We start from the raw sequence: 21,462 nt of genomic DNA, 5'->3' as shown, positions 1-21,462 counted from the left end.
GCTTGCACCCGTATGGCTGCGCCCTAGCATCCCATGGGCTGGGTGAAAAAAAGATCAACGGGTCGCGCATGGCAGAAGAATAGCCACTCAAGAGCCAGCGGCGGGCAGCACGGCGTCGAGCTGGCGTCCCAGCATGCAAATCAGCAAGGTCATGGAGTCGGCGTTTCGAAGGATCAGGTCGATGCGTTTATCGGCCGAAGCGGGGTCGAGGAAAATATCCCGTGCTTCGCTGATGCTGGTAGCCCCCGTGATTTTCAGTATTTCCCTGGTCATGTCCTTGAATTGACGTATCTGTTCCAGGCTCTTGAGCATCCCGGCCCGATGGTCCCAGGCCATGAACAGTTTCGATCGCGGCGTACCCAGCGAAAACCCTTTGAGTTGTTGCTCTTTCAACTCCCCCGACTTGCGTCGTCCGAATTCGGTGTCTTGGGAAATGAGGTCGAAGAAGGGCAATGAAGCATCCAGGTAAACGATGTCGTACGTGTCGAACAACTGGTGGGTCAATTCATGGATAAGTGTCGCCCCCTGGGCATGGGCGTCGACATTGAATGATTGCGGCACAAGCTCCTGGTATCGGTCCAGGCCTATTTCAAAGAACAGCTGCGTGAGGTAAATCCGTCCCTTGGCGTTGGGTTCCACGACAAATGCTGTGGCGATATCGTTGATATCCTTGAGATTGCCGATGACGATGCGCTTGGCGTTCTGCGCTTCCCATGAAGGATCGGCCAGTGCCCGGCAGATCGGCGCAATCGCCGTGTGGACCTTCTCGATCAGGCCGGCATCGACGTGTTCCACGCCCAGGAACGTCTGGAGAAACGTTTCCAGTCGAGAGGCCGGCGCACGTTGCTGCCTGGCGTGCTCCAGGTTATGGAGGGCGTTGATGGAGTAGAACCTGGCTGTCTCCAGGGCCTGGACGATGGCATTGGCATGGTGGGGGTATTTCCTGCGTATTTCAGCCATGCCCCGGGCTTCGATGTTCAACGAGGCGCCGGCCTGGTAGTCACTGTAGGAATTGGCGAGCGTGGACATGACCTTGCCGTAGCGAATGGTGTGTCGCTGCGGATCGATCGCCCACTGCTGGTCGTCGGACGATCGAGCCAGTATCGGTCCTTCGCCATGGGCATGGACGACACGCCATACCTGGTTCGCTTTGGCGACCTGGAAGACCCTGCCGGCCACGCTCGCATAGAGCTTGCCGGATCCCGCTGCGCCGTAGGTGCCGTCGGCCAGGTTTGCGTGCAGGTCGAAAAGGCTGGCATCCGTGGCTTCGAAGGCGTGCAGGTTGGTACGGGTCGGTGCCGTGGACGCGATATCTTTCCAGCTCATTTCGGTCGTCGTCCGGGACACCTGCGTTGCTGGGCTGGCAGGGGCGAGCAGGCCGAACGTATCGTCGCGATTGAGCATGCCCAGCGAGACCATTTCCGCGGCGCCGGCGATGAAGTCATGCAAGCCGGTTTTCCAGTCATGCTGTCGCAGCGCTTCGGCAGAGGCCTTGAAGTCCTGGTAGCTTTCCCAAAGGGTCTCGAAAAACGTCAATTTGCCCGGTAGCTGGCGTCCCGCAAACCTGACCCCGGTGCTGAACAGATGCAGGACCGTTTGCCAGTCGAACTGGCGTTTGCGGTCGGTCTGGGTGCTCAACAGGTCCGATAGCAGGTCCAGGTTATCGTTGAACAGCGTGTCGAGCAGGTTCGTCTGAATCGGATTCGAGGCCAGGGTGATGTCCGACAGCTTTCCAAGGGTGGACACGAACAGGTTCCGGAACAGCCCCTGCTGGGTCGTGGGGAGTCGGCTGATCAGCAGGTCCTGAAGCGCCCCGGGCAGGTTGAGCGCAGCGATGAGGCTGGCCTCGTCCTTGAATTCGATGAGGTTCGGCCCCGCGCGGTAGGGCGCATACAGCACATGAGGAGCCATCGCGTCGGTGCTCGATCCGATCAGGTAGAGTCCCAGTGTCTTGACCGCCGCGGCGCCGCCGGTCGTTATCAGTTCCAGTGGACGGATCAGGGCGCTGGCACCCTTCACTGCCTGGCGCGCGATGCCGTCCGGCATATCCAGGACCTGGCGAATCAAGTCGAATGCCGTGGCCGACAGGTACTGTTGCAGGTGCCGTGCGTGGGCATGCTGCAACAGTTGCCAGGGCAACTGGCGGCGAAAACGCTGCTTTCTCGCTTCTGCGTCCGCTCCCGTGCCGGAGAGCTTGTCCCTGACGTGTTTTTTATACGAAGTGGAGATATCCAGGGACAGCAGCATCTGCTTCACAGTGGCTTCGTTCAGACTGTCCGGCAGTTTTTTTCCGGACGTGGAGGAGACATGCAAGCCGGTCTTCTGGGTGAACTCGACATGGTTCAAGGCGAAATCGATCAAGGAAGCGGGAGGACCGGCCAATGCGAGGTTCGGCGTGATCAGGATGCTGGCCGGGTCGAGATCCTTTTCGCCAAGGCGTGCATCCATTAATGCCTTGAGCTTTTTACCGACATAGGTGCGAAGCGGCTCGATACCGTCCAGGTAGTCCTTGCCGTCGGCCACGCTGTTCTTGTATTGGTCGAGCAGATCGATATGCAAGCGTTGATCTTCCAGGGCGGCCGTGCCGAGCCAGGCGGGCAGTTTCTGCCGCCACCGGTTCGCCTGGGCGATGCGCATCGCACGCGGCAGATTGGTCGGAGCGCCTTTGTTCTGCAGCGCCTCGAGGCTTTTCGCCAAGGCCATCCCGCTCAGTTTCCATGGGCCGATTTTCAGACTGCTCAGGTACCGGTGTTCGGCTTCGAAAAGATCGATGAAGGAACTCATCCGGTTCGACAGGACGTTGTCTTCGATCAGCTCGAATGCCTCGAGCCGGTAATGCCCGTGGGGCTTGCGTTGGGCAGCGGGCAGGTTTTCCAGCAGGCTGAAACGTCTTCGAGGGTCGAGCAGGTAGCGGTTCAATTGCCCGGCGGCCATCTCCACGGAAGAAAAGACCTGCAGGCCGTCCGAAGGTGTCCACAGAATACCCAGGCCTGAATAGGGCGTATCCAGCCCGCCGCGTTCGGTGAGGAAAAAACAATTGGCGAGGCAAAGGTGGACCGTTCGGGTTTCGTCGGTACAGGTGAGCCTCAGCGAATAGACGTCCGGCCGGAAGCCCTTGACCCCCATGCGTTGGGTGCGGTCGGGAAAATCGGGGTCGTAGGCGAACACGGTCCTGATGAGGTCGTGGGCGGCTGGCGGCAGGGTTCCGTCCAGCTCCCTGAGTTCGGCTTCGGCACGTATTCCCAGGGAAAAAACGTTGGTGAGCTTTGGCAGCAGCGCTCTCAGGTCCTTGGAAAACTCGTGGGGACTGGACATCGGCACTCGGGCGAACAGCGTGGTGAAAGCCTCTTCGACGCTGGCATAGCTCTTGATCTTCCTTTCCAGTTGGTCGGCCATGAAGTTGGAAGGGCGCAAGTCTCCGTAAAACACCGGTTGGGCACCCCAATGGCCCTGGATCCCCTGCTTCAAGAGGCTTTTGTCGATCAAGGTGCGTATGTCCAGCGCCTTGTCGACGAGGGCGTGAAGGTCGACCTTGCCCTGGCGAGACATCTCCAAGGCGTAATGAAGGTTGCTGGTCTGCTTGCCGATGATGGTGTTGGCCAGGGACTCGAACACCGGCAAGGCCACGGGGTGCCCCGACACCTTTGGCTCGTCGAGGCGTAGGAAGCGGTTGCGCTCTTCCAGGCTCAGAAGGCCGTAGAGGGCTTCTTTTCGCGTGGCCCGGGTCGGAGTGCCGAGCAATGTCTGCTTGAAGCTCAGATAGTCGTCGACTTTCTGGAGACCGTGGCTGGGCGTGTAGAGGTAGTGCCCCTTGCCGCTGATCATCAACGAGCCGGCGAGCTCCACGTAGAGCGGTTCGTATTCCCAGAGTCGCACCGTTTCGATGAACAGAAGCGTTTCATCCCGACCGGACGGCCCGAGGACCCGGAACAGCTCCCGGCTCTGTGCATGCGTCAGTTGCCTCTGTTCCCGCTGGATCAGGATGTTCGCCCGCAACGTGTCGCTGAGCACCTGCGAGAGAAGCTTGCGGCGTGAAATATGAAAGGGGCCGGTGGCGTCCCAGTAACCCTCGATGCACTGGATGAGCCGTGGGATCAGGTGTCCAGCGGCGACCTTCAGCAGGTTTTCCCACTGCCGGGCGTTCCCGGATGATGGGGTGATCCCCGGATGGATGAATTCCACGTCATGTCCGCTGGGTCGTCCCTGGTGGTGGAAATAGACCAGGACCGCGTCAGCCAGGGACATGGTGTTGATGACCCGGCCGGCTGTCGGGCTGCCGGCGCCGGCATAGGTGCTGATCGCCACGCGTCCCTGCCTGTGGTCGAAGTTCGACGCCGCTTCGTTCAATACCTGGTCGAGCATCGCCTGCAACGAAGGCAGTTTCATCAGTTCGTCCACCATTGTCCGGGCATTGAGGCTCTGTGCATGCTCGATGCTTGCGACCAGGGCTTCGAAGACATCGCCCTCGATGAGCGAGCGGGTCTGTCGGATGCCGGGGGAGCCGTTCAGTTCGGCCCGTTGTGAAATCGAGAGCAGTTGAAACAGATCGTCACGTTCGACGGGGCTCGCCAGCATGTGCTCGATCTTTGTTTCGAGGGCTCGGCGGCTGGCGAACTTTCTGATGCCACCTTGTGGTGTATAGAGAAACGCAGGCCAAGCCTGCGAAGCGCCGGTCGCTGGCGAGGCCGTCAGGCTAAGGCAGCCGGCCAGGGGAATCGGGGTTCGGCCGGTCGCTTCGAACAGGATGGTTTCGACAGACATCGGCGGTGTCTGCGCTGCACGCAGCGAGTGGCTGGGCAGTGCAGCGTGATGCAACCAGTCGAGGTCCGCCTGCGTCAATCCGTGGGGTGCGCTCAGTTCGTCCAGGCGCCTGGCATCCAGCACGTGGGAAAACAGCAGTGGGGTGGTCTCGGTCATCGTCGCTTCTCGATCAAGGCGCCGCGAGGCAGCCGTGGATGAAGCGGTCAGGCTAGGACGCCATGGAAGGGCGAAGGTGGTAGATAGTTACCGCACGCCAGGCCCCCGGTGCCTGTCAGGCTCAGGCGCCGGCGCAAAGGTTGACAGCGCGCTCATGAAGCGGTGTTTAATCGGCGCGCTGGTTTGTCTTACCTGTTGCTACCTCCAACAATCATTCTGGAGCTTCAGATGTCTGCGCTATCCGAACACGCCGGTTCCGGCGCCTTGTCCTTCGATGCCCTGGCGGGTTTGCTGGAGAAGATTTTCCTGCGACACGGCACCTCGGCCGACGTCGCCCGGATCCTGGCTGAAAACTGCGCCGGCGCCGAGCGCGACGGAGCCCACAGCCATGGGGTGTTTCGCATCCCCGGTTACGTCTCGACCCTCGATAGCGGTTGGGTCGATGGCCAGGCCGTGCCGGTGGTCGAGGATGTTGCCTCGGGGTTCGTGCGGGTGGACGCCGGCAATGGATTCGCCCAGCCGGCCCTGGCTGCCGCGCGTGCGCTACTGGTGCAGAAGGCCCGCAGCGCCGGCATTGCGGTGCTGGCTATCCGTAACTCTCACCACTTCGCCGCCCTCTGGCCGGATGTCGAGCCGTTCGCCTATGAAGGGCTGGTGGCCTTGAGTGTGGTCAACAGCATGACGTGTGTCGTGCCCCATGGCGCACAGCGCCCGCTGTTCGGCACCAACCCCATCGCTTTTGCCGCGCCACGGGCTGACGGGGAGCCGATTGTCTTCGACCTGGCGACCAGCGCCATCGCCCATGGCGATGTGCAGATTGCCGCGCGCAAGGGCGAACTGTTGCCCCCGGGCATGGGGGTGGACAGTCTGGGTCAGCCGACCTGCGATCCCAAGGCAATCCTGGATGGCGGGGCACTCCTGCCGTTTGGCGGGCACAAGGGGTCGGCCTTGTCGATGATGGTGGAGTTGCTGGCGGCGGCCCTGACGGGGGGGCATTTTTCCTTCGAGTTCGACTGGAGCAATCATCCCGGTGCCAAGACGCCATGGACCGGCCAGTTGCTGATCGTGATCGACCCGAGCAAGGCCGCCGGGCAGGATTTCGCCGAGCGCAGCCAGGAACTGGTCAGGCAAATGCAGGGGGTGGGGTTGCAACGGTTGCCGGGGGATCGCCGGCATCGCGAGCGCCGTCAATCCAGCGAGCGAGGGATTGTGCTGGAGGAACAGACACTGGCGCAGTTGCGGGAATTGGCCGGTATGTAAGGCCCGTCTGGGCGGGTGTCGGACTCAGCGCGGCAAGGGGGAAGCCCCTTGCCACGGGCAGGCTTAGCGTCGTCCCAGCAGCAAGCCCACCACCAGCCCGAAACCGGCGGAAATCGCCACGGTTTGCCAAGGGTGGCCACCAATGTAGGTCTCGGTGGCGTCCACCATGGGACGGGTGCGATCCCGTGCGCTGGCGAGGGAGTCCAGGGCCTGTTGCAGTTTATGGGCGATCTGCCCCCGCAGGTTCTCGGCATCTTCGCCCACCAGTGAAGCGCTGCTCTTGAGCAGTTTTTCCGATTCTTCAATCAAGGCCTTCAATTCGCTGAAGGCCTGGTCCTTGATTTGCTCTCCGTTCGCTTGCTCTGGGCTTTTACGGGGCATTGAATGACTCCTTGCAGATGATGGCAGTGAACAGTGGAGTGCCGCGCCTGGGGGAAAGTTGCAAGCGCCGCACAGCCAAAATGGGTGTTAAGACGTTTCCTTGCAAGGTGTAAGATGTCGCCTATTTACGCAACAGGTAATTTCCATGAGCTTCAATCTCGCTGACAAGCCCCTGGCCGAGCGCGCTGCGCTGGAAGACGAAAAATCCCGACTGTTCGAACTGTGGCAGAACAACCTGGGCAAGGCCAAGGGCGAAGCGGCCCGCCTGTTCGGCGAGCGCTCCAAGCGCAAGGGCAAGTGGGCCGAGTGGGTGCGGGCGGAGCTGGATGGCATGTCGCCCCCTGAGTACGCCAACATGGTGCGCAGTGAAGTCAATCGCCTGATGGCGGCCAATAAATGAACCTCATTTGAAGGTCGCCAGGATGGCCTCGCGAACCTTGATCACGGCCGGATCCATCTGCGCGTGGGTTCGCCAGCCCAGTTCGATAGGGTAGCGCGGCAAGGCAAGGGGGCAGGGTAACAGCGCCAGGCCGCTGAGGGACGCAATGGCCCGGGCCGCATGTGCCGGAATGGTCGCCACGGCCTGGCTGCCCCTGAGCAGGAATGGCAGGGCGGCAAAATGCGTGGTGGAGGCGCAGACCCTCCGGCTCAGGCCGAGCCCGGCCAGCCCCTCGTCGGTGATGCCGATGAACCCACCGGAAGATACCAGCAGATGTTCCCGCGCCACGAAGCTTTCCAGCGCAAGGTGCGCCTGGCCTTCCTTCAGGCTGGCCTGATCGACGAGGCACGCGTAGTCCCCTTCACCCAGGACCCGTCGACTGAGCAGCCGCTGCGCGAAACCTCCGGCGGTGATCGCCAGGTCAAAATGGCGCTCCATCAGATCACGGCCGACGATCTGGCTATGGGTCTGGCGGAAGATCAACCTCAACCCTGGTGCACGTTGCGCCACTTCCTCGATCAAGCGCCGTCCATAGGCGATCTCGAAGTCGTCGGACAGGCCGACGATGACCGAGCGCCCCTGGTAATGGCTGGCATCCGGATCGATCATCGCCAGGCTCTGGCGGCATTTGTTCAATGCGTCGCTGATCACCGGCTTCAATTGATCGGCCCGCAGTGTCGGTGCCAGGCCGCGACCGGTGCGCACGAATAACTGATCGTCATACAGGCTGCGCAGCCTGCGCAGGGCGGCGCTGATGGCCGACTGGGTCACGCCCAGGCGCAGCGCGGCGCGGCTGGCGCTGGATTCGTCGTGCAGGGCTTCGAAGGTCTTGAGCAGGTTGAGGTCGATATCGGCGATATTCATTTGGCTCATATCATTTAGCAGTGATCAGGGCTTTATTCATGATCGGTCGACGCTTGAGAATCGGCAACACCTGATGAACCAAGGAGTTGCAACCCCATGCCAAAATCCATCGTGGCCGCCCTGCAGATCGGTTCCTTGCCCGGCGGCAAGGGCGAGACCCTGGCGCAGATCCTTTCCTATGAAGAGGCCATACGCCAGGCCGGCGCCCGGCTGGTGGTAATGCCCGAGGCCCTGTTGGGCGGGTATCCAAAGGGCGAAGGATTCGGTACCCAGCTGGGGTATCGGTTGCCGGAAGGGCGAGAAGCCTTCGCTCGCTATTTCGCCAATGCCATCGACGTGCCCGGCGCCGAGACCGAGGCACTGGCTGGGCTTTCGACGCGCACCGGCGCCAGCCTGGTGCTGGGCGTCATCGAGCGCGCCGGGAGCACCTTGTACTGCACGGCCCTGTATTTCGAGCCCGAGGCAGGCCTGGTGGCCAAGCATCGCAAGCTCATGCCCACCGGTACGGAGCGGCTGATCTGGGGCAAGGGCGATGGCTCGACACTGCCGGTGGTCGACAGCCAGATAGGGCGTGTGGGCGCGGCGGTGTGCTGGGAAAACATGATGCCCCTGTTACGTACGGCCATGTACGCCAAGGGCGTCGAGGTGTGGTGCGCGCCGACGGTGGATGAGCGGGACATGTGGCAAGTGACCATGCGCCACGTCGCTCACGAGGGCCGCTGCTTCGTGGTCAGTGCCTGCCAGGTCCAGGCCTCGCCCCAGGCGCTGGGGATCGAAGTCGCGAACTGGCCGGCCGAGCGGCCGCTGATCGCCGGCGGCAGCGTGATTGTAGGGCCCATGGGCGACGTGCTCGCCGGTCCGTTGAAGGACAAGGCCGGCCTGTTGACCGCTGAAATCGACACCGACGACCTGGTGGGGGCGCGCTACGACTATGACGTGGTCGGGCATTACGCCCGTCCGGATGTGTTCGAGCTGGTGGTGGACGAGCGGGCCAGGCCCGGCGTGCGTTTTATCCCATGAATCACCAGTTGGCCGTGGAGCTCGGCAAGTCCAGGGTGCCGCGGTCGACGAAGCGCACGGTACCGAACAATCCACCCGCCAGCTTGCCCTTGAGCACGTAGGGCAGGTTGTCCAGGCGCTGGGTCTGGCTCAGGCCCAGCGTCTGGCGCAGCACCGAAAAAGCCGAGATGCTCACCGGCACGCTCAGCACCGTTTCGGAGAACCTCGCGATGGTGCCTGCCTGGTCACTGACCCCCGACGCCAGGGTGCGTCCATTGACCTCCAGGTCCAGGGCCACGCCGTTGTAATCGATGGCGATGTCGTTGGGGTTCTGCAAGCGCAGTTTCACCGCGAAGCGCATCTCCAGTTCCTGGCTGGCCAAGGGTTCGATGCCCACCACATTGATGTTCAGCGGGTCGTGACGCTGCAGCAGCGTGCAGGCGTTCAGGCTCAAGAGCATCAGAAAGAAAGATAAACCGATGATTCTGCGCATGGCACGCTCTCAAGATAAAGATGCAGTCGGGAAACGCGGAAACCGAGGACACCATAACCCACAACACGCTCCATAAAGGGCTCCTGACAGTTTCTGACATCAGGCTCTGCTAATCTGCGTCAACTTTTTTCTTGCGGATCGCCATCGTGTCGCGTACCACCCGGCTGCTCACTTTGCTGCAAGTCTTGCGGGGCAAGCGTTGCCCGGTCACTGCCGCGACGCTGGCGGCCGAGCTGAACGTGTCTGAACGCACGCTCTACCGGGACATAGCCGAGTTGACGGCCCTTGGCGCTCCGATCCAGGGCGAGGCGGGCATCGGCTATGTACTGCGCAGCGGGTTGTTCCTGCCGCCGCTGATGTTCACTGCCGATGAAATCGAGGCCATCGTGCTGGGGCTGCGCTACGTCGACCAGCGTGGCGACGATGTGCTGGGCAAGGCCGCCGCCGATGCCTTGGCGAAGGTCGCCGCGGTGCTGGCTCCCGACGTCCGGGACGCCCTGCGCAACCCGACGGTGCTGCCCGGTCCGCCGGGCTATGGCTACCCGCAGAACAGGGTGGAACTGAATGTCTACCGCCAGGCCATTCGCAGCCAGGCGAAGCTGCGCATCGACTACGCCGACGTGAACAATACGCCGAGCCAGCGACTGGTCTGGCCCCTGGCCCTGGGGTTTTTCAACGAGGCGCGGGTCGTGGTGGCATGGTGTGAATTACGCGACGCCTATCGGACCTTTCGCACCGATCGGATCGCGTGTGCCATCGAGGAGGGGGGGCGCTACCCTGGCAGGCGCAGCGATCTGTTGCGGGCCTGGATGAAGTCGATGCAGCTGGATGAAACCGGACGTTTCACTCCTGACAAAAACTGACATGGCGCTGTTTTAGCATGATGCCAGATCGCTAGAACAAGGAGCCGTACCATGTCCAATCCCGTCTCTTCCCTGGCCCCGGCCATAGCCGGTTACATTGCGGCCGCCAATGCCCGTGACAGTTCGGCGGTGCCGCGTTTTTTCGCCGAGGATGCCAACGTATTCGATGAAGGCCAGCACCGGGCCGGTACCCAGGCCATTGCCCAATGGATGGAGGACACCGCCCGGCGCTACCAGCCGCGGGTGCAGGTGCTGAACGTGCAGCAGCGCACCGGCAAGGTGCTGGTCCACAACCTGATCTCCGGGACCTTTCCCGGCAGCCCGCTGGAGCTGCGATACACCTTCCGCCTCAACGAACAGGGGAAAATCAGCCGGTTGGATATTTCAGTCTAGAAACCCGGCAACCTGACGCGAGCCCAGTGACGGCGAGGGAGACCTTCCGTCACACGGCGAAGTGCCGGTTCATGGCATACTCGGCGACTTCGCTTTCCGGACCCGGGCCGTATGATTTTCGACTCACCCTTGATCGCCTGGCAGCACGCCATCGAACACCATGGCTTCGTCCAGGACGAGGCCCAGGAGCTCGCCATCATGGCCCTGGAGCAATGCCACCGGGCATTGCAGGAGGGGCGCAAGCCCGTGAAGGGGGTTTATCTCTGGGGACCGGTGGGGCGCGGCAAGACCTGGTTGATGGATCGTTTCTACGAAAGTCTCAAGGTCCCCGCGCGCCGCCAGCACTTTCATCATTTCATGGCCTGGGTACACCAGCGTTCATTCCAGCTCACCGGCACGCCGGATCCCTTGCAGGCCCTGGCCCGGGAGCTGAGCGCCGAAGTGCGGGTGCTGTGTTTCGACGAACTGTTCGTCACCGATATCGGCGATGCCATTATCCTCGGCCGGCTCTTCCAGGTGATGTTCGAGCGGGGCATGGTGATCGTGAGCACGTCCAACCTGCCTCCCGAAGAGCTTTACGCCAACGGCCACAACCGCGAGCGTTTCCTGCCCACCATCAGCGCGATCAAGGAACATATGCAGATCGTGCCGGTGAATGGATGGCAAGACCACCGCCAGCATCCGGGTGCGCTGCAACAGCGCTACTGGCTGCGGGAACGCGCTCGGCCTGACCCGTTGGCCGCAGTCTTCGCTCAATTGACTGCGGGGCAAGCGCTGCGTGACGGACCGATAGAAGTGGGCCATCGCCTGCATGAGCCGGTCCAGGCCAGCGAGACAGTGCTCTGGACCCGCTACGCGGACCTGTGCGAGCAGCCTTTTTCAGCCTTGGATTTCATGGCGCTTTGCGACCGCTTCAGCGTCATTCTGCTCAGCGATGTGCCCAGCCTGAGCGCCGAGCAGCGCGAGGGCCGCATTGCCCGTGGTACGGAAGACGGCGTCGAGCGGGTCGAGGCGGGGGACAGAGAACTGCCGCAGTTGTCGATTCACGACGATGGTGTGCGCCGCTTCATCGCCCTGATCGACGAATGCTACGACCGCAAGGTACCGCTGTATCTTTCGGCCTGGGTGCCGATGGAGCGGTTGTACACCGAGGGCTATCTGCAATTTCCATTTCGCCGTACCCTCAGTCGCCTCCAGGAAATGCAGTTGCAACGTTTCGGTCAGCCAGCCTGACCTGTATCCGCCGAAGCCAAGGGCGATCGGCATTCAAAGAGAGATGGAAGGTCATGGAAGAAGCCAGGGACATCCTTGTATTGCAAGCCAGCTACACCAACCCGGTTCACGCCGAGGCGATCTGTCATGTGCTCAACGGCTATGCGCAAGACCCGATGGGGGGCGGTCGGCCCCTGCCGGCCGAAGTGCTGTTGCACCTGCCGGAAGAACTGGCCAAGCGCCCCCATGCGTTCAGCGTGCTGGCATTCGTCAATGGCGAGCCGGCGGGGCTGGTCAACTGCTTCGAAGGTTTTTCCACCTTTGCCTGCCGTCCCCTGGTGAATATCCATGATGTGGCGGTGATGCAGGCCTTTCGCGGATTGGGCCTGAGCCAGAAGATGCTGCAGAAGGTCGAAGATATCGCCCGCCAGCGCGGCTGCTGCAAGATGACCCTGGAGGTGCTTGAAGGCAACGCCGTGGCCCAGGCCAGCTATGGCAAATTCGGTTTCGTCGCCGGCATGTTCGACCCGGCCCATGGCCGAATGCTGTTCTGGACCAAGTCTTTGTAGAACCCTGGCCCGCGCCCGGGCCTGGGTTATTTCTGCACGAGCCGGGGCTCCGGTTTCCTGGGTTGCATCAGGCTGAAGTCGATCAGCGCCTTGTGTTGGCGTTGATAGGGATTGCCGATCAACAGGGGCCGGGCCTTGAAGTCATCGCTGACCAGGCTCCTGCTGCGATCCAGCTCGTCGAAACTCAGGCCTGCCAGGTCTGCCCAGGTATGGATCAGCTGAGAACTGCTGTAGGGCCGTGACAGGTCGCCGGCAAAGTTCCAGTCATGGCTTTCGCGCCATTTTGGCGAGGCCCAGGCCATGAACGGAATGGTGTACATCGGCGCGGTGGGCTTGCCTTCGTTGCGTCCCAGGGTGTCGTGCCCCGCCGAGTCGAATACATCCTCACCGTGGTCCGACAGGTACAGCAAAAAGCCGTTGGGGTCGGTCCTGGCGTAATCCCTGATCAGGCTGGAGACCACGAAGTCGTTGTACAACACCGCGTTATCGTAGCTGTTATAGGTGGGGACCTGATCGTCGCGCACCCCTGCCGGTACGCCCTGGCGGTCGGTGAACTTGTTGAAGGTCGGCGGGTACCGGTACTGATAGCTCATGTGGGTGCCAAGCAGATGCACCACGATCAGCTTGCGCGGCGCGGCATCGGCCAGGGCCTTGTTGAACGGCGCGATCACGTCGCCATCGTATTGCGCGGCGTTCTGGTTGCGATTGTTGTTCAGGTAGACCTGCTCGTCGGCCTGCTGGGAAAAGGTCGTGAGCATGGTGTTGCGCTTGGTCATGGTCTGCTGGTTGGTGATCCAGAACGTCTTGTAGCCCGCCTGTTTCATCATGCTGACCAGCGAGGGTGTGCTCAGGTAAAGGTCCGGATGCTGCTCATCGGCAAAGGTCAGGACCTGTTGCAGCGCTTCGATGGTGTACGGACGTGGAGTGATCACGTTGTCGAACACCGCCAGCTGGTCCTTGAGCTTGTCCAGTTCCGGCGTGGTTTCCCGCTGGTAGCCGTAGAGGCTCATGCGCTGACGGTTGGTGGATTCGCCGATCACCAATACCAGGGTCGCCGGCTGGTTCGCCATGGCGTCCTTGAGGTTGCGCAGTGGCTCGATCTTGCTGGCGCTGTGCAGCATGCCCTGCATATTGGTCAGTTGTTCACCGTAACGACGGTATGCCACCAGCATCTGCCAGGGGACGGCGGGCTCGATGCGGTCTTCGAATTTCTCCAGGCCCCCGGCCAGGGTGCCGGTACGCAAGGTTTGCTTGACCAATGGGTAACCCACCACGGCCACCATGATCGCGGCGGCGGCCATCATGGCCCGGCCCCGCGGCAGGTACACCGGGCGCAGGCGCGTCCATAGCCAATAGCTGACCGCTGTATGGGCCAGGAAGGTCGGCACCATCCACCAGGCAAAATATTGGGTCAGGTATTCACCGGCTTCAGACACGTTCGATTCGAACATGATGAAAATGACGCTCTGGGAGAATTCCTGCTGGTAGATGAAGAAATAGCCCAGGCTTGCCATGGAACACGCCCACAGCACCACGCCGATCAAGGCGGCGAGCAGGCGGGTCCGGGCCGGGAACAGCAGCATGGGCGCCAGCCACACGGCGCTCATGATCAGCGCCTGGCGAAACCCGGTGAAGCCGGAGGTGTCGGTCACCAGGATAAGCAGTTGGGTAATGCCCGAAAAATACCAGAAGAACAGGAACAGCCAGCCAAGTCCGGCCCAATCGAAACCTTTCGCAGTCGTTTTGCTGCGTTTGAACACACTCATCAAGCTCTCCAGCCTTTTGTCGGCGCTGCCGCAGGGGCCGATCCGGCATCCGCGGGCGTGCACCGACCCTCTTCAAAGGCGCGGAGTATTGCGATGAGGGTGTGAAAACTTCGTGAGTTTTTTGTCTACGGGACGCAGGGGCGTGGTGTCGCGAAGGGAGACCGCGAGGGGACAGGGGGGCGCGAATGCTTCGAACCGAGCCGATTTTTCTGTGGGATGCCCAGGGTTCATGGAAGTGACACTGGTATGTTCAGCGTCACTTCCGACTGGAGCAGGTCTAGCGAGCCAGCGCCTGACCCTGGTGGGCCAGTTGTGCGTGTTGCAGCTGCAGGCGCAACTGGGTCACTTCATCGAGCAGCAGATCACGCTCTTCTTTGAGCAGGCGTAATTCATCGCGACGAATGGTCACATAAAGGGTCTGTGGGGGACGTGCGGTAACGACTGGGTCCATTGCTCACCTCGCAAATGGCGTACATCAACTATAGAGATGTCGCCAGTTTTTGGTCGACACCTCTACTATCGGCGCCGATTCTGATTTCTTTTGCTCGTGAATGGAACTTTTTTATTTTTCATGGTCGCCGTGTCTTCGACCGGATCTGGAGCGTTATCCCTTGTGATTGCACGAATTAACCGGAAACTATGCAGCAATGCTCTGGACTAACCTCCTCATAGTCGTGAGCTAAACCTTTGACATACCTTTATTTGTAGTAGGGAGCATCAGCACATGCAACTCGGGATCATTGGACTGGGCCGCATGGGCGGCAATATTGCGCGGCGCCTGATGCTCAACGGGCATACCACCGTTGTCTATGATCGCAACAGCGCTTTTATCGAAAACCTGGTCCAGGAAGGCGCCACAGGCGTCGCGGACCTGGCGGCCCTGGTGGCCGGCCTGCAGGCGCCACGGGCGGTCTGGGTCATGCTGCCGGCCGGCGCACCCACCGAAGACACCATCAACGCGTTGAGCGAGCTGCTCGAGCCAGGCGACGTGGTCATTGACGGCGGCAATACGTATTACAAGGACGACATCCGTCGCGCCCAGGCCTTGTCGGAAAAGGGCTTGAGCTACATCGACGTCGGCACCTCCGGGGGCGTATGGGGGCTGGAGCGTGGCTATTGCATGATGATCGGCGGCGACGCCGAAGTGGTGGCGCGCCTGGACCCGCTGTTCGACAGCCTGGCGCCTGGCATGGGCGATATTCCGCGCACCCGTGACCGCAAGTCCGACGATGACCGCGCCGAGCGTGGCTACATCCATGCGGGCCCGGCCGGTTCCGGGCATTTCGTGAAGATGATCCATAACGGCATCGAATACGGGATGATGCAGGCGTTCGCCGAAGGCTTCGATATCCTCAAGACCAAATCCAGCGAAAGCCTGCCGCCGGAGCAGCGTTTCGATCTGAACCTGGCCGATATCGCCGAAGTCTGGCGGCGTGGCAGCGTGGTTTCGTCCTGGTTGCTGGACCTGACGGCCGATGCCCTGGCCAGCGATCCGAAGCTGGACGGTTTTTCCGGTGAAGTGGCCGACAGCGGGGAAGGCCGCTGGACCATCGAGGCCGCGATCGAGCAGGCAGTGCCGGTTCCGGTGTTGTCCAGCTCGCTGTTCGCCCGTTTCCGTTCCCGCCAGCAGAGCACCTATGGCGACAAGATGCTGTCGGCCATGCGCTTCGGCTTCGGCGGCCATGTGGAGACACCAAAAAAATGACCTCGATCGGCAGGAAATCCAAGGCGGAGCCCGCACCACCGACCACGTTGTTCCTGTTCGGTGCCCATGGTGATCTGGTCAAGCGCCTGCTGATGCCAGCGCTTTACCATCTCTGTCGGGATGGGCTGCTGGGGGATGGACTGCGGATTGTCGGTGTTGACCACAACGCTATCAGTGACGGGGACTTCGCCAGGAAACTCGAGGACTTCATCCGCAACGAAGCGGCAAGCAAGGGCGGCGATGCCGCCCGGGCACTTGATCCGCAGCTGTGGGCCAGGCTGGCCAGGAACATCAGCTACGTGCAGGGTGACTTCCTCGATGACAGTACCTATGTGGCGCTGGAAGCGAAAATCGCTGCCAGCGGTACTGGCAATGCGGTCTTCTACCTGGCGACCGCGCCGCGTTTCTTCAGTGAAGTGGTCCGTCGCCTCGGTGCGGCCGGACTGCTGCAGGAGCAGGAGGATGGCTTCCGGCGCGTGGTGATCGAAAAGCCGTTCGGTTCCGATCTGCAGACCGCCGAAGCCCTCAATGCCTGCCTGCTCAAGGTGATGAGCGAGAAACAGATTTATCGGATCGATCATTACCTGGGCAAGGAGACGGTGCAGAACATCCTGGTCAGCCGTTTCTCCAACAGCCTGTTCGAAGCGTTCTGGAACAACCATTACATCGACCACGTGCAGATCACCGCCGCTGAAACCGTCGGTGTGCAAACCCGTGGCAGTTTCTATGAGCGCACCGGTGCCCTGCGGGACATGGTGCCCAACCACCTTTTCCAACTGCTGGCGATGGTGGCCATGGAGCCGCCGGCCGCCTTCGGTGCCGATGCGGTACGTGGCGAAAAGGCCAAGGTGGTGGGGGCGATCCGGCCCTGGTCGGTGGAACAGGCCCGCGCCAACTCGGTACGAGGCCAGTACACCGCCGGCGAAATCGCCGGCAATCCGGTGAGCGGCTATCGCCAGGAAGCCAACGTCGCCGCCGACAGCAGCACCGAGACCTATGTGGCCCTCAAGGTCATGATCGACAACTGGCGTTGGGTCGGGGTGCCTTTTTACCTGCGCACCGGCAAGCGCATGAGCGTGCGGGATACGGAAATCGTCATCTGCTTCAAGCCGGCGCCCTATGCACAGTTTCGCGACACCGAAGTCGATGAATTGCAACCCACTTACCTGAGAATCCAGATCCAGCCCAACGAAGGCATGTGGTTCGACCTGCTGGCCAAGCGGCCGGGGCCGGCCCTCGACATGGCCAACATAGAATTGGGCTTTGCCTACAAGGATTTTTTCGAAATGCAGCCATCAACGGGTTATGAAACCCTGATCTACGATTGCCTGACGGGGGATCAGACCTTGTTCCAGCGGGCCGACAATATCGAGAACGGCTGGCGCGCGGTGCAGCCGTTCCTGGATGCCTGGCAGCAGGACGCGACGGTGCAGCCCTACCAGGCCGGGGAAGACGGCCCGGCCGCTGCCAACGACCTGCTGACACGCGACGGTCGTGTCTGGCATGGCCTCGGATGAGCGAGTCGTTGAAACAGCCCATCCGGTTTTTGCTCAGCGACATGGATGGCACGCTGCTGCTGCCCGATCACAGCCTCAATCAACGCACCATCCAGGCGGTGCGCGCGCTACGTGAAGCAGGTGTGTTGTTCAGCCTCGCCACGGGGCGACCGCCGCGGGCCATGCTGCAACAGATCGAGGCCTTGGGTGTCGACCTGCCCACCGCTGCGTTCAACGGCGGCACCCTGGTTCATCCCGACGGCAGTTTCCTTGCCGTGCATTACCTGCCCCCCGAGGCGGCGCTGACCACCCTGGCGCTGTATGCCGACCAACCCGGCATCGAAGTCTGGGTGTTTGCCGACGGTGACTGGCTGGTGCGTGACGCCAACGGTCCGATGGTGCCGATAGAGACCCGTGGCCTGGGTTATCCACCCGTGGAAGTGGAGAGTTTCGAGCCATACCTGGAGCGCATCGACAAGATCGTCGCCACCAGCGCCAACACCGATCTACTGATTGAGCTGGAAGCCCGTTTGCATCCGCTGCTCAAGGGCCAGGCCCAGGTGTCGCGTTCGCAACCCATCTATCTGGACGTCACGGCGATGAAGGCGAACAAGGGGGAGGCGTTGTCCACGCTGGCGACGTTCCTGGGCGTGCCGCTGGAGCAGACGGCGGCCATGGGGGACGGCGGTAACGACCCGGCGATGTTTCATCGCGCGGGCCTGTCCATTGCCATGGGCCAGGCGGACGAGACGATCAAGCGCCAAGCGGACGTGATTACCGCCGCCGTGACCGAGGATGGCGCGGCATTGGCGATCGAGCGATTCATCCTGCCCCGGTGAAGCCACGAGGGGGAGGCTTGCCTTGATATCGGCCCGGTCGCCGTCTTCGTGGGCAATGCCGCTCCCGCACGAACCCGATGAGTCGGCAATCCGGATCAGCGGATTCTCCCGTGGGAGCAGGCTTGCCCGCGAAAGTGACTGCCAACGTGCAGACCGTTGGCAGGGCCATCGCCAGGCCTCACAGCCAGTAGGTCACCGCAAACCAGCCCAGGCCGCCCATCACCACGGTATAAGGCACCGCCATCCAGACCATCCGGCCATAGGACAGGCGAATCAGCGGTGCAATCGATGAAGTCAGCAGGAACAGGAACGCGGCCTGGCCGTTGGGAGTCGCGACGCTGGGCAGGTTGGTGCCAGTATTGATGGCCACGGCCAGGGTCTCGAACTGCTCGCGGCTCATGTGACCGGAAACGAAGGCCTGTTTCACCTCGGTGATATAGATGGTCGCCACGAACACGTTGTCACTGATGGCGGACAGCAGGCCGTTGGCGATGAACAGCATCCCTGGCTGCTGGTCGGCGGGCAGGGCCAGTACCCACTGGATCAGCGGCGTGAACAATTGCTGGTCATGAATCACCGCCACCACCGCGAAGAACACCACCAACAAGGAGGTGAACGGCATGGCATCCTTGAATGCGTTGCCGAGTCGATGCTCGTCGGTGATCCCCGTGAACGCGGTGATCAGTACGATGACCATCAGGCCGATCAGGCCGACTTCGGCAATGTGCAGGGCCAGGGCCACGATCAGGATCAACGCGGCGATACCCTGCACGACCAGGGCTGCGCGTTGGCGTGAGGTGCGCTCGTGGTTGTCCTGGGCGGCGTAATCGGCCAGCACGGCTCGTACATTGTCTGGCAGCAGCGTGCCGTAGCCGAACCAGCGCAGTTTCTCCAATACCACGCAAGTGACCAGTCCGGCTGCCAGCACTGGCAGCGATACAGGGGCGACCTTCAGGAAGAACTCCGCGAAGTGCCAACCCATTTCATGGCCGATCAGCAGGTTCTGCGGCTCGCCCACCAGCGTGCATACGCCCCCCAGGGCGGTGCCCACGGCGCCATGCATCAGCAAACTGCGCAGGAACGCCCGGAATTGCTCCAGGTCTCCATGGTGCAGCGAAGGCAGGTCATGGTCTTCATCGATGCTGCTGTCCTGGCGCGGGTCGTTGCCCGATGCCACGCGGTGGTACACCGAATAGAAGCCCACCGCGGCGCTGATGATCACCGCGGTGACGGTCAGTGCGTCGAGAAATGCCGACAGGAACGCCGAGAGAAAGCAGAACATCAAGGCCAGCAGTGCCTTCGAGCGCACGCCAAGGAGCAGGCGAGAGAACAGGAACAGCAGCAGGTCCTTCATGAAATAGATCCCGGCCACCATGAACATCAGCAGCAGGATCACCGGAAAGTTATGGGTCAACTCGTCGTACAGGGCCTTGGGCGTAGTCATGCCCAGGACCAGGGCCTCGATCAACAGCAGGCCGCCAGGCATCAAGGGATAGCATTTGAGCGCCATGGCCAGGGTGAAGATGAACTCCAGCACCAGCATCCAGCCGGCAACGACCGGCCCGAGGGTCCACAGCGCCAGGGCATTGAGGATCAGGAAGGCGACGATGCACGCTTTGTACCAGCGAGGCGAATGCCCAAGAAAGTTATGCGCGAAAGCTTCAGCCATTGAACCGGACATCGGCTGCTCCTTTTATTTAGAAGCGCGCAAGTTGCCGTAAGCAATGCGGAATATCAAGCGTAGGAAAAGATACTGTTGCGACTCAGGCCCAATACCGCGCCACGACTGCCCTGTAGTTGCCATGAAGGGAATAGCCGCCCACCAGGATTTTGTCATCTGCCTGCAATGCCAGGGAGGTGGCGGTATCCAGGCTGTAGCCGAGTCGGGTGCGAGTCCAGCCTCTGCCTTGGCCGAAAAACGGGTCGAGGCAGCCGTCCGGCAGATGCCGGGCCAGGACGAAGTCAGCCTCGATGCCGCCGATGGTGGCGCCGGCGGTCACCAGCTTCCCGTCCGATTGAAGCTGCGCGGCGGTCCATTGGCTCGCGCTGCGCCCGATCTGTAGAAGCCGGCATTGTCCCTGGTTGAACTGGAGGTCCGCTTGGCCGTCCGGGCGTACCTTGAGTGACAGGCACTGCATCGGGTCACGGCTGCTGCCGAACGCCTGCAGGTCGCCGTTTTCATGCTGGACGATCTGGCTGATCATCACGCTGCGCTCCTGGGTCGTGATGGACAGGAAACCGTTGTCGCCGAAGCTGTCATCGAGTCTGCCACTGGGGTCATAGCGGGCCATCAGGCCTTGTTGGGGCAGGTCGATGGCACCGCCTGCGAGGATATTGCCGTCGGCCTGGAGTGCGAGGCAGCTCAGCCAGGTGTTTTTCAACAGGCGCCGGACCATCACGAAGCCGCCGCTGTTGAATGTGCTGTCGAGGCTGCCGTCCGGCAGCAGGCGGATCAGGATGCCGACATGATCGGACAACTGAAAATGATGGTTGGCCAACAACAGGATCCGGCCATCGGCCTGTACGCGCATGTCGCAGGCTTCAAGGCCTGGTACGCCGGGAGGCAGCCAGGGATCACGCAGGCCCTGGGAAAGATTGCCGCAAAGCCGGATGATTGTTCGCCCGGTGTGGCCGAAGCCTGGCACCGCGCGGCCTTGCTGATCGAACAACGCCAGGGCGGGCAGGGTGCGGTCGGCGCTTTCGTAGTGAAGACCCGATAACAGGATGCTTGCGTCGGGCAACACGATGACTTTGCCCGCCGTCGCTTCAAAGCCCTGCTCGAAAGCGCCGATGACGCAGCCCAGGGTACCGAACCCCTTGTCCGGCGAACCGTCATGGTTGAGGCGGGCAAGCCCGAAACGGCTGCCTTGGGCGGTCTCGACCTTGGCTGCCACCAGGATGCGTCCGTGGCGGTCGACGGCCATCCCCGTGGTCAGGCTCGACGTGCTGCCATGGAACTGAACCGACACCTTGCCGCCATTGGCAAAGCCTGAGTCCAACTGTCCGGCATGGGCTACCGTCTTCGGCAGTCCAGGAGCGAAGTGATTGAGCATGCATGCCTCTCCTTGCGCGTCGACCGGCCCGGAGGGGCGATGACTGCATGAGGGCAACATTCAATCCCTGAAAGTGATGGCGTACAACTGTCAACTTCTACAGATATAGAAGCGTCTTGTGCCAGAACAATGGCTTTTTGACCCAGTGCAAAGCCTGCTTTCAATAAACAGCCTTCAGGCTCTGTATAAAACGCCTTGATACTCGTTCATGCT

The 21,462-nt window shown here is 61.7% G+C and carries 18 protein-coding genes; 10 read left to right on the top strand and 8 right to left on the bottom strand.

What is annotated here, in order from left to right; all coding sequences use genetic code 11:
- Positions 1-87: 87 nt before the first annotated feature.
- Complete coding sequence (locus BW992_RS22055) at positions 88-4,917, bottom strand: dermonecrotic toxin domain-containing protein (RefSeq protein ID WP_076407109.1); 4,830 nt, start codon at positions 4,915-4,917, stop codon at positions 88-90.
- A gap of 228 nt (positions 4,918-5,145) precedes the next feature.
- On the opposite strand from BW992_RS22055, the gene BW992_RS22050 reads away from it, so the two are divergent.
- Positions 5,146-6,177, top strand: a complete 1,032-nt coding sequence (locus BW992_RS22050; protein ID WP_072459227.1) for an Ldh family oxidoreductase — start codon at positions 5,146-5,148, stop codon at positions 6,175-6,177.
- A 63-nt stretch (positions 6,178-6,240) separates the two neighbouring features.
- Here the strand turns inward: BW992_RS22050 and BW992_RS22045 are convergent, their stop codons facing one another.
- Positions 6,241-6,558 (bottom strand): DUF883 family protein, encoded by a 318-nt coding sequence (locus BW992_RS22045; protein ID WP_072391006.1) that lies wholly within the window; start codon positions 6,556-6,558, stop codon positions 6,241-6,243.
- A gap of 145 nt (positions 6,559-6,703) precedes the next feature.
- On the opposite strand from BW992_RS22045, the gene BW992_RS22040 reads away from it, so the two are divergent.
- Positions 6,704-6,958, top strand: coding sequence for a hypothetical protein (locus BW992_RS22040; RefSeq protein ID WP_072391008.1), 255 nt, complete (start codon positions 6,704-6,706; stop codon positions 6,956-6,958).
- 3 nt (positions 6,959-6,961) lie between these two features.
- On the opposite strand, the gene BW992_RS22035 is transcribed toward BW992_RS22040, so the two are convergent.
- Positions 6,962-7,870 (bottom strand): LysR family transcriptional regulator, encoded by a 909-nt coding sequence (locus BW992_RS22035; RefSeq protein ID WP_072431126.1) that lies wholly within the window; start codon positions 7,868-7,870, stop codon positions 6,962-6,964.
- An 87-nt stretch (positions 7,871-7,957) separates the two neighbouring features.
- Here BW992_RS22035 and BW992_RS22030 point away from each other — a divergent pair, with 87 nt between their 5' ends.
- Complete coding sequence (locus BW992_RS22030) at positions 7,958-8,881, top strand: carbon-nitrogen hydrolase family protein (RefSeq protein ID WP_076407108.1); 924 nt, start codon at positions 7,958-7,960, stop codon at positions 8,879-8,881.
- A gap of 1 nt (position 8,882) precedes the next feature.
- Here the strand turns inward: BW992_RS22030 and BW992_RS22025 are convergent, their stop codons facing one another.
- Positions 8,883-9,353: an LEA type 2 family protein gene (locus BW992_RS22025; protein WP_072391019.1), complete on the bottom strand. Its 471-nt coding sequence runs from the start codon at positions 9,351-9,353 to the stop codon at positions 8,883-8,885.
- Between the two features lie 146 nt (positions 9,354-9,499).
- On the opposite strand from BW992_RS22025, the gene BW992_RS22020 reads away from it, so the two are divergent.
- The 4 genes from BW992_RS22020 (at position 9,500) to BW992_RS22005 (ending at position 12,390) form a co-directional block, all read left to right on the top strand.
- Positions 9,500-10,216, top strand: a complete 717-nt coding sequence (locus tag BW992_RS22020) for a helix-turn-helix transcriptional regulator (protein ID WP_072391974.1) — start codon at positions 9,500-9,502, stop codon at positions 10,214-10,216.
- 51 nt (positions 10,217-10,267) lie between these two features.
- The gene (locus BW992_RS22015) at positions 10,268-10,609 is read left to right on the top strand and encodes a nuclear transport factor 2 family protein (protein ID WP_072391022.1); all 342 of its coding nucleotides are present in this window, start codon (positions 10,268-10,270) and stop codon (positions 10,607-10,609) included.
- 111 nt (positions 10,610-10,720) lie between these two features.
- Entirely contained in the window at positions 10,721-11,842 is a 1,122-nt protein-coding gene (gene zapE / locus BW992_RS22010; RefSeq protein ID WP_072459225.1) for a cell division protein ZapE, read from the top strand.
- Positions 11,843-11,895: 53 nt separating this feature from the next.
- Complete coding sequence (locus BW992_RS22005) at positions 11,896-12,390, top strand: GNAT family N-acetyltransferase (protein WP_076407107.1); 495 nt, start codon at positions 11,896-11,898, stop codon at positions 12,388-12,390.
- A gap of 26 nt (positions 12,391-12,416) precedes the next feature.
- Here BW992_RS22005 and BW992_RS22000 read toward each other — a convergent pair whose 3' ends face one another.
- Complete coding sequence (locus BW992_RS22000; protein WP_076407106.1) at positions 12,417-14,156, bottom strand: phosphoethanolamine transferase CptA; 1,740 nt, start codon at positions 14,154-14,156, stop codon at positions 12,417-12,419.
- Positions 14,157-14,433: 277 nt separating this feature from the next.
- On the bottom strand, positions 14,434-14,607 hold the full coding sequence (locus BW992_RS27105; RefSeq protein ID WP_165887561.1) for a DUF6026 family protein: 174 nt from the start codon (positions 14,605-14,607) through the stop codon (positions 14,434-14,436).
- A gap of 273 nt (positions 14,608-14,880) precedes the next feature.
- Here BW992_RS27105 and gnd point away from each other — a divergent pair, with 273 nt between their 5' ends.
- The 3 genes from gnd to BW992_RS21985 are packed head-to-tail and all read left to right on the top strand — an operon-like array spanning position 14,881 to position 18,196.
- Positions 14,881-15,861, top strand: a complete 981-nt coding sequence (gnd, locus tag BW992_RS21995) for a phosphogluconate dehydrogenase (NAD(+)-dependent, decarboxylating) (protein ID WP_072459223.1) — start codon at positions 14,881-14,883, stop codon at positions 15,859-15,861.
- Positions 15,858-17,378, top strand: a complete 1,521-nt coding sequence (gene zwf / locus BW992_RS21990; protein WP_076407105.1) for a glucose-6-phosphate dehydrogenase — start codon at positions 15,858-15,860, stop codon at positions 17,376-17,378. The genes gnd and zwf overlap by 4 nt, the downstream gene beginning before the upstream one ends.
- On the top strand, positions 17,375-18,196 hold the full coding sequence (locus BW992_RS21985; protein WP_072391042.1) for a Cof-type HAD-IIB family hydrolase: 822 nt from the start codon (positions 17,375-17,377) through the stop codon (positions 18,194-18,196). The genes zwf and BW992_RS21985 overlap by 4 nt, the downstream gene beginning before the upstream one ends.
- 178 nt (positions 18,197-18,374) lie before the next feature.
- Here the strand turns inward: BW992_RS21985 and nhaB are convergent, their stop codons facing one another.
- Both nhaB and BW992_RS21975 read right to left on the bottom strand, forming a co-directional pair.
- Entirely contained in the window at positions 18,375-19,877 is a 1,503-nt protein-coding gene (gene nhaB, locus BW992_RS21980; RefSeq protein ID WP_076407104.1) for a sodium/proton antiporter NhaB, read from the bottom strand.
- Between the two features lie 82 nt (positions 19,878-19,959).
- Positions 19,960-21,249, bottom strand: a complete 1,290-nt coding sequence (locus BW992_RS21975; RefSeq protein ID WP_076407103.1) for a delta-60 repeat domain-containing protein — start codon at positions 21,247-21,249, stop codon at positions 19,960-19,962.
- Positions 21,250-21,462 lie beyond the last annotated feature (213 nt).

It is taken from the genome of Pseudomonas sp. 7SR1 (assembly GCF_900156465.1).
Lineage (GTDB): Bacteria > Pseudomonadota > Gammaproteobacteria > Pseudomonadales > Pseudomonadaceae > Aquipseudomonas.
Note: the sequence above shows the minus strand (reverse complement) of the source record. Positions and strands in the feature narration are given on the sequence as shown.

Coding starts and splice junctions, on each gene's coding strand:
- BW992_RS22055 (WP_076407109.1), bottom strand. CDS start 4,917: ATGACCGAGACCACCCCACTGCTGTTTTCCCACGTGCTGGATGCCAGG.
- BW992_RS22050 (WP_072459227.1), top strand. CDS start 5,146: ATGTCTGCGCTATCCGAACACGCCGGTTCCGGCGCCTTGTCCTTCGAT.
- BW992_RS22045 (WP_072391006.1), bottom strand. CDS start 6,558: ATGCCCCGTAAAAGCCCAGAGCAAGCGAACGGAGAGCAAATCAAGGAC.
- BW992_RS22040 (WP_072391008.1), top strand. CDS start 6,704: ATGAGCTTCAATCTCGCTGACAAGCCCCTGGCCGAGCGCGCTGCGCTG.
- BW992_RS22035 (WP_072431126.1), bottom strand. CDS start 7,870: ATGAGCCAAATGAATATCGCCGATATCGACCTCAACCTGCTCAAGACC.
- BW992_RS22030 (WP_076407108.1), top strand. CDS start 7,958: ATGCCAAAATCCATCGTGGCCGCCCTGCAGATCGGTTCCTTGCCCGGC.
- BW992_RS22025 (WP_072391019.1), bottom strand. CDS start 9,353: ATGCGCAGAATCATCGGTTTATCTTTCTTTCTGATGCTCTTGAGCCTG.
- BW992_RS22015 (WP_072391022.1), top strand. CDS start 10,268: ATGTCCAATCCCGTCTCTTCCCTGGCCCCGGCCATAGCCGGTTACATT.
- zapE (WP_072459225.1), top strand. CDS start 10,721: ATGATTTTCGACTCACCCTTGATCGCCTGGCAGCACGCCATCGAACAC.
- BW992_RS22005 (WP_076407107.1), top strand. CDS start 11,896: ATGGAAGAAGCCAGGGACATCCTTGTATTGCAAGCCAGCTACACCAAC.
- BW992_RS22000 (WP_076407106.1), bottom strand. CDS start 14,156: ATGAGTGTGTTCAAACGCAGCAAAACGACTGCGAAAGGTTTCGATTGG.
- BW992_RS27105 (WP_165887561.1), bottom strand. CDS start 14,607: ATGGACCCAGTCGTTACCGCACGTCCCCCACAGACCCTTTATGTGACC.
- gnd (WP_072459223.1), top strand. CDS start 14,881: ATGCAACTCGGGATCATTGGACTGGGCCGCATGGGCGGCAATATTGCG.
- zwf (WP_076407105.1), top strand. CDS start 15,858: ATGACCTCGATCGGCAGGAAATCCAAGGCGGAGCCCGCACCACCGACC.
- BW992_RS21985 (WP_072391042.1), top strand. CDS start 17,375: ATGAGCGAGTCGTTGAAACAGCCCATCCGGTTTTTGCTCAGCGACATG.
- nhaB (WP_076407104.1), bottom strand. CDS start 19,877: ATGTCCGGTTCAATGGCTGAAGCTTTCGCGCATAACTTTCTTGGGCAT.
- BW992_RS21975 (WP_076407103.1), bottom strand. CDS start 21,249: ATGCTCAATCACTTCGCTCCTGGACTGCCGAAGACGGTAGCCCATGCC.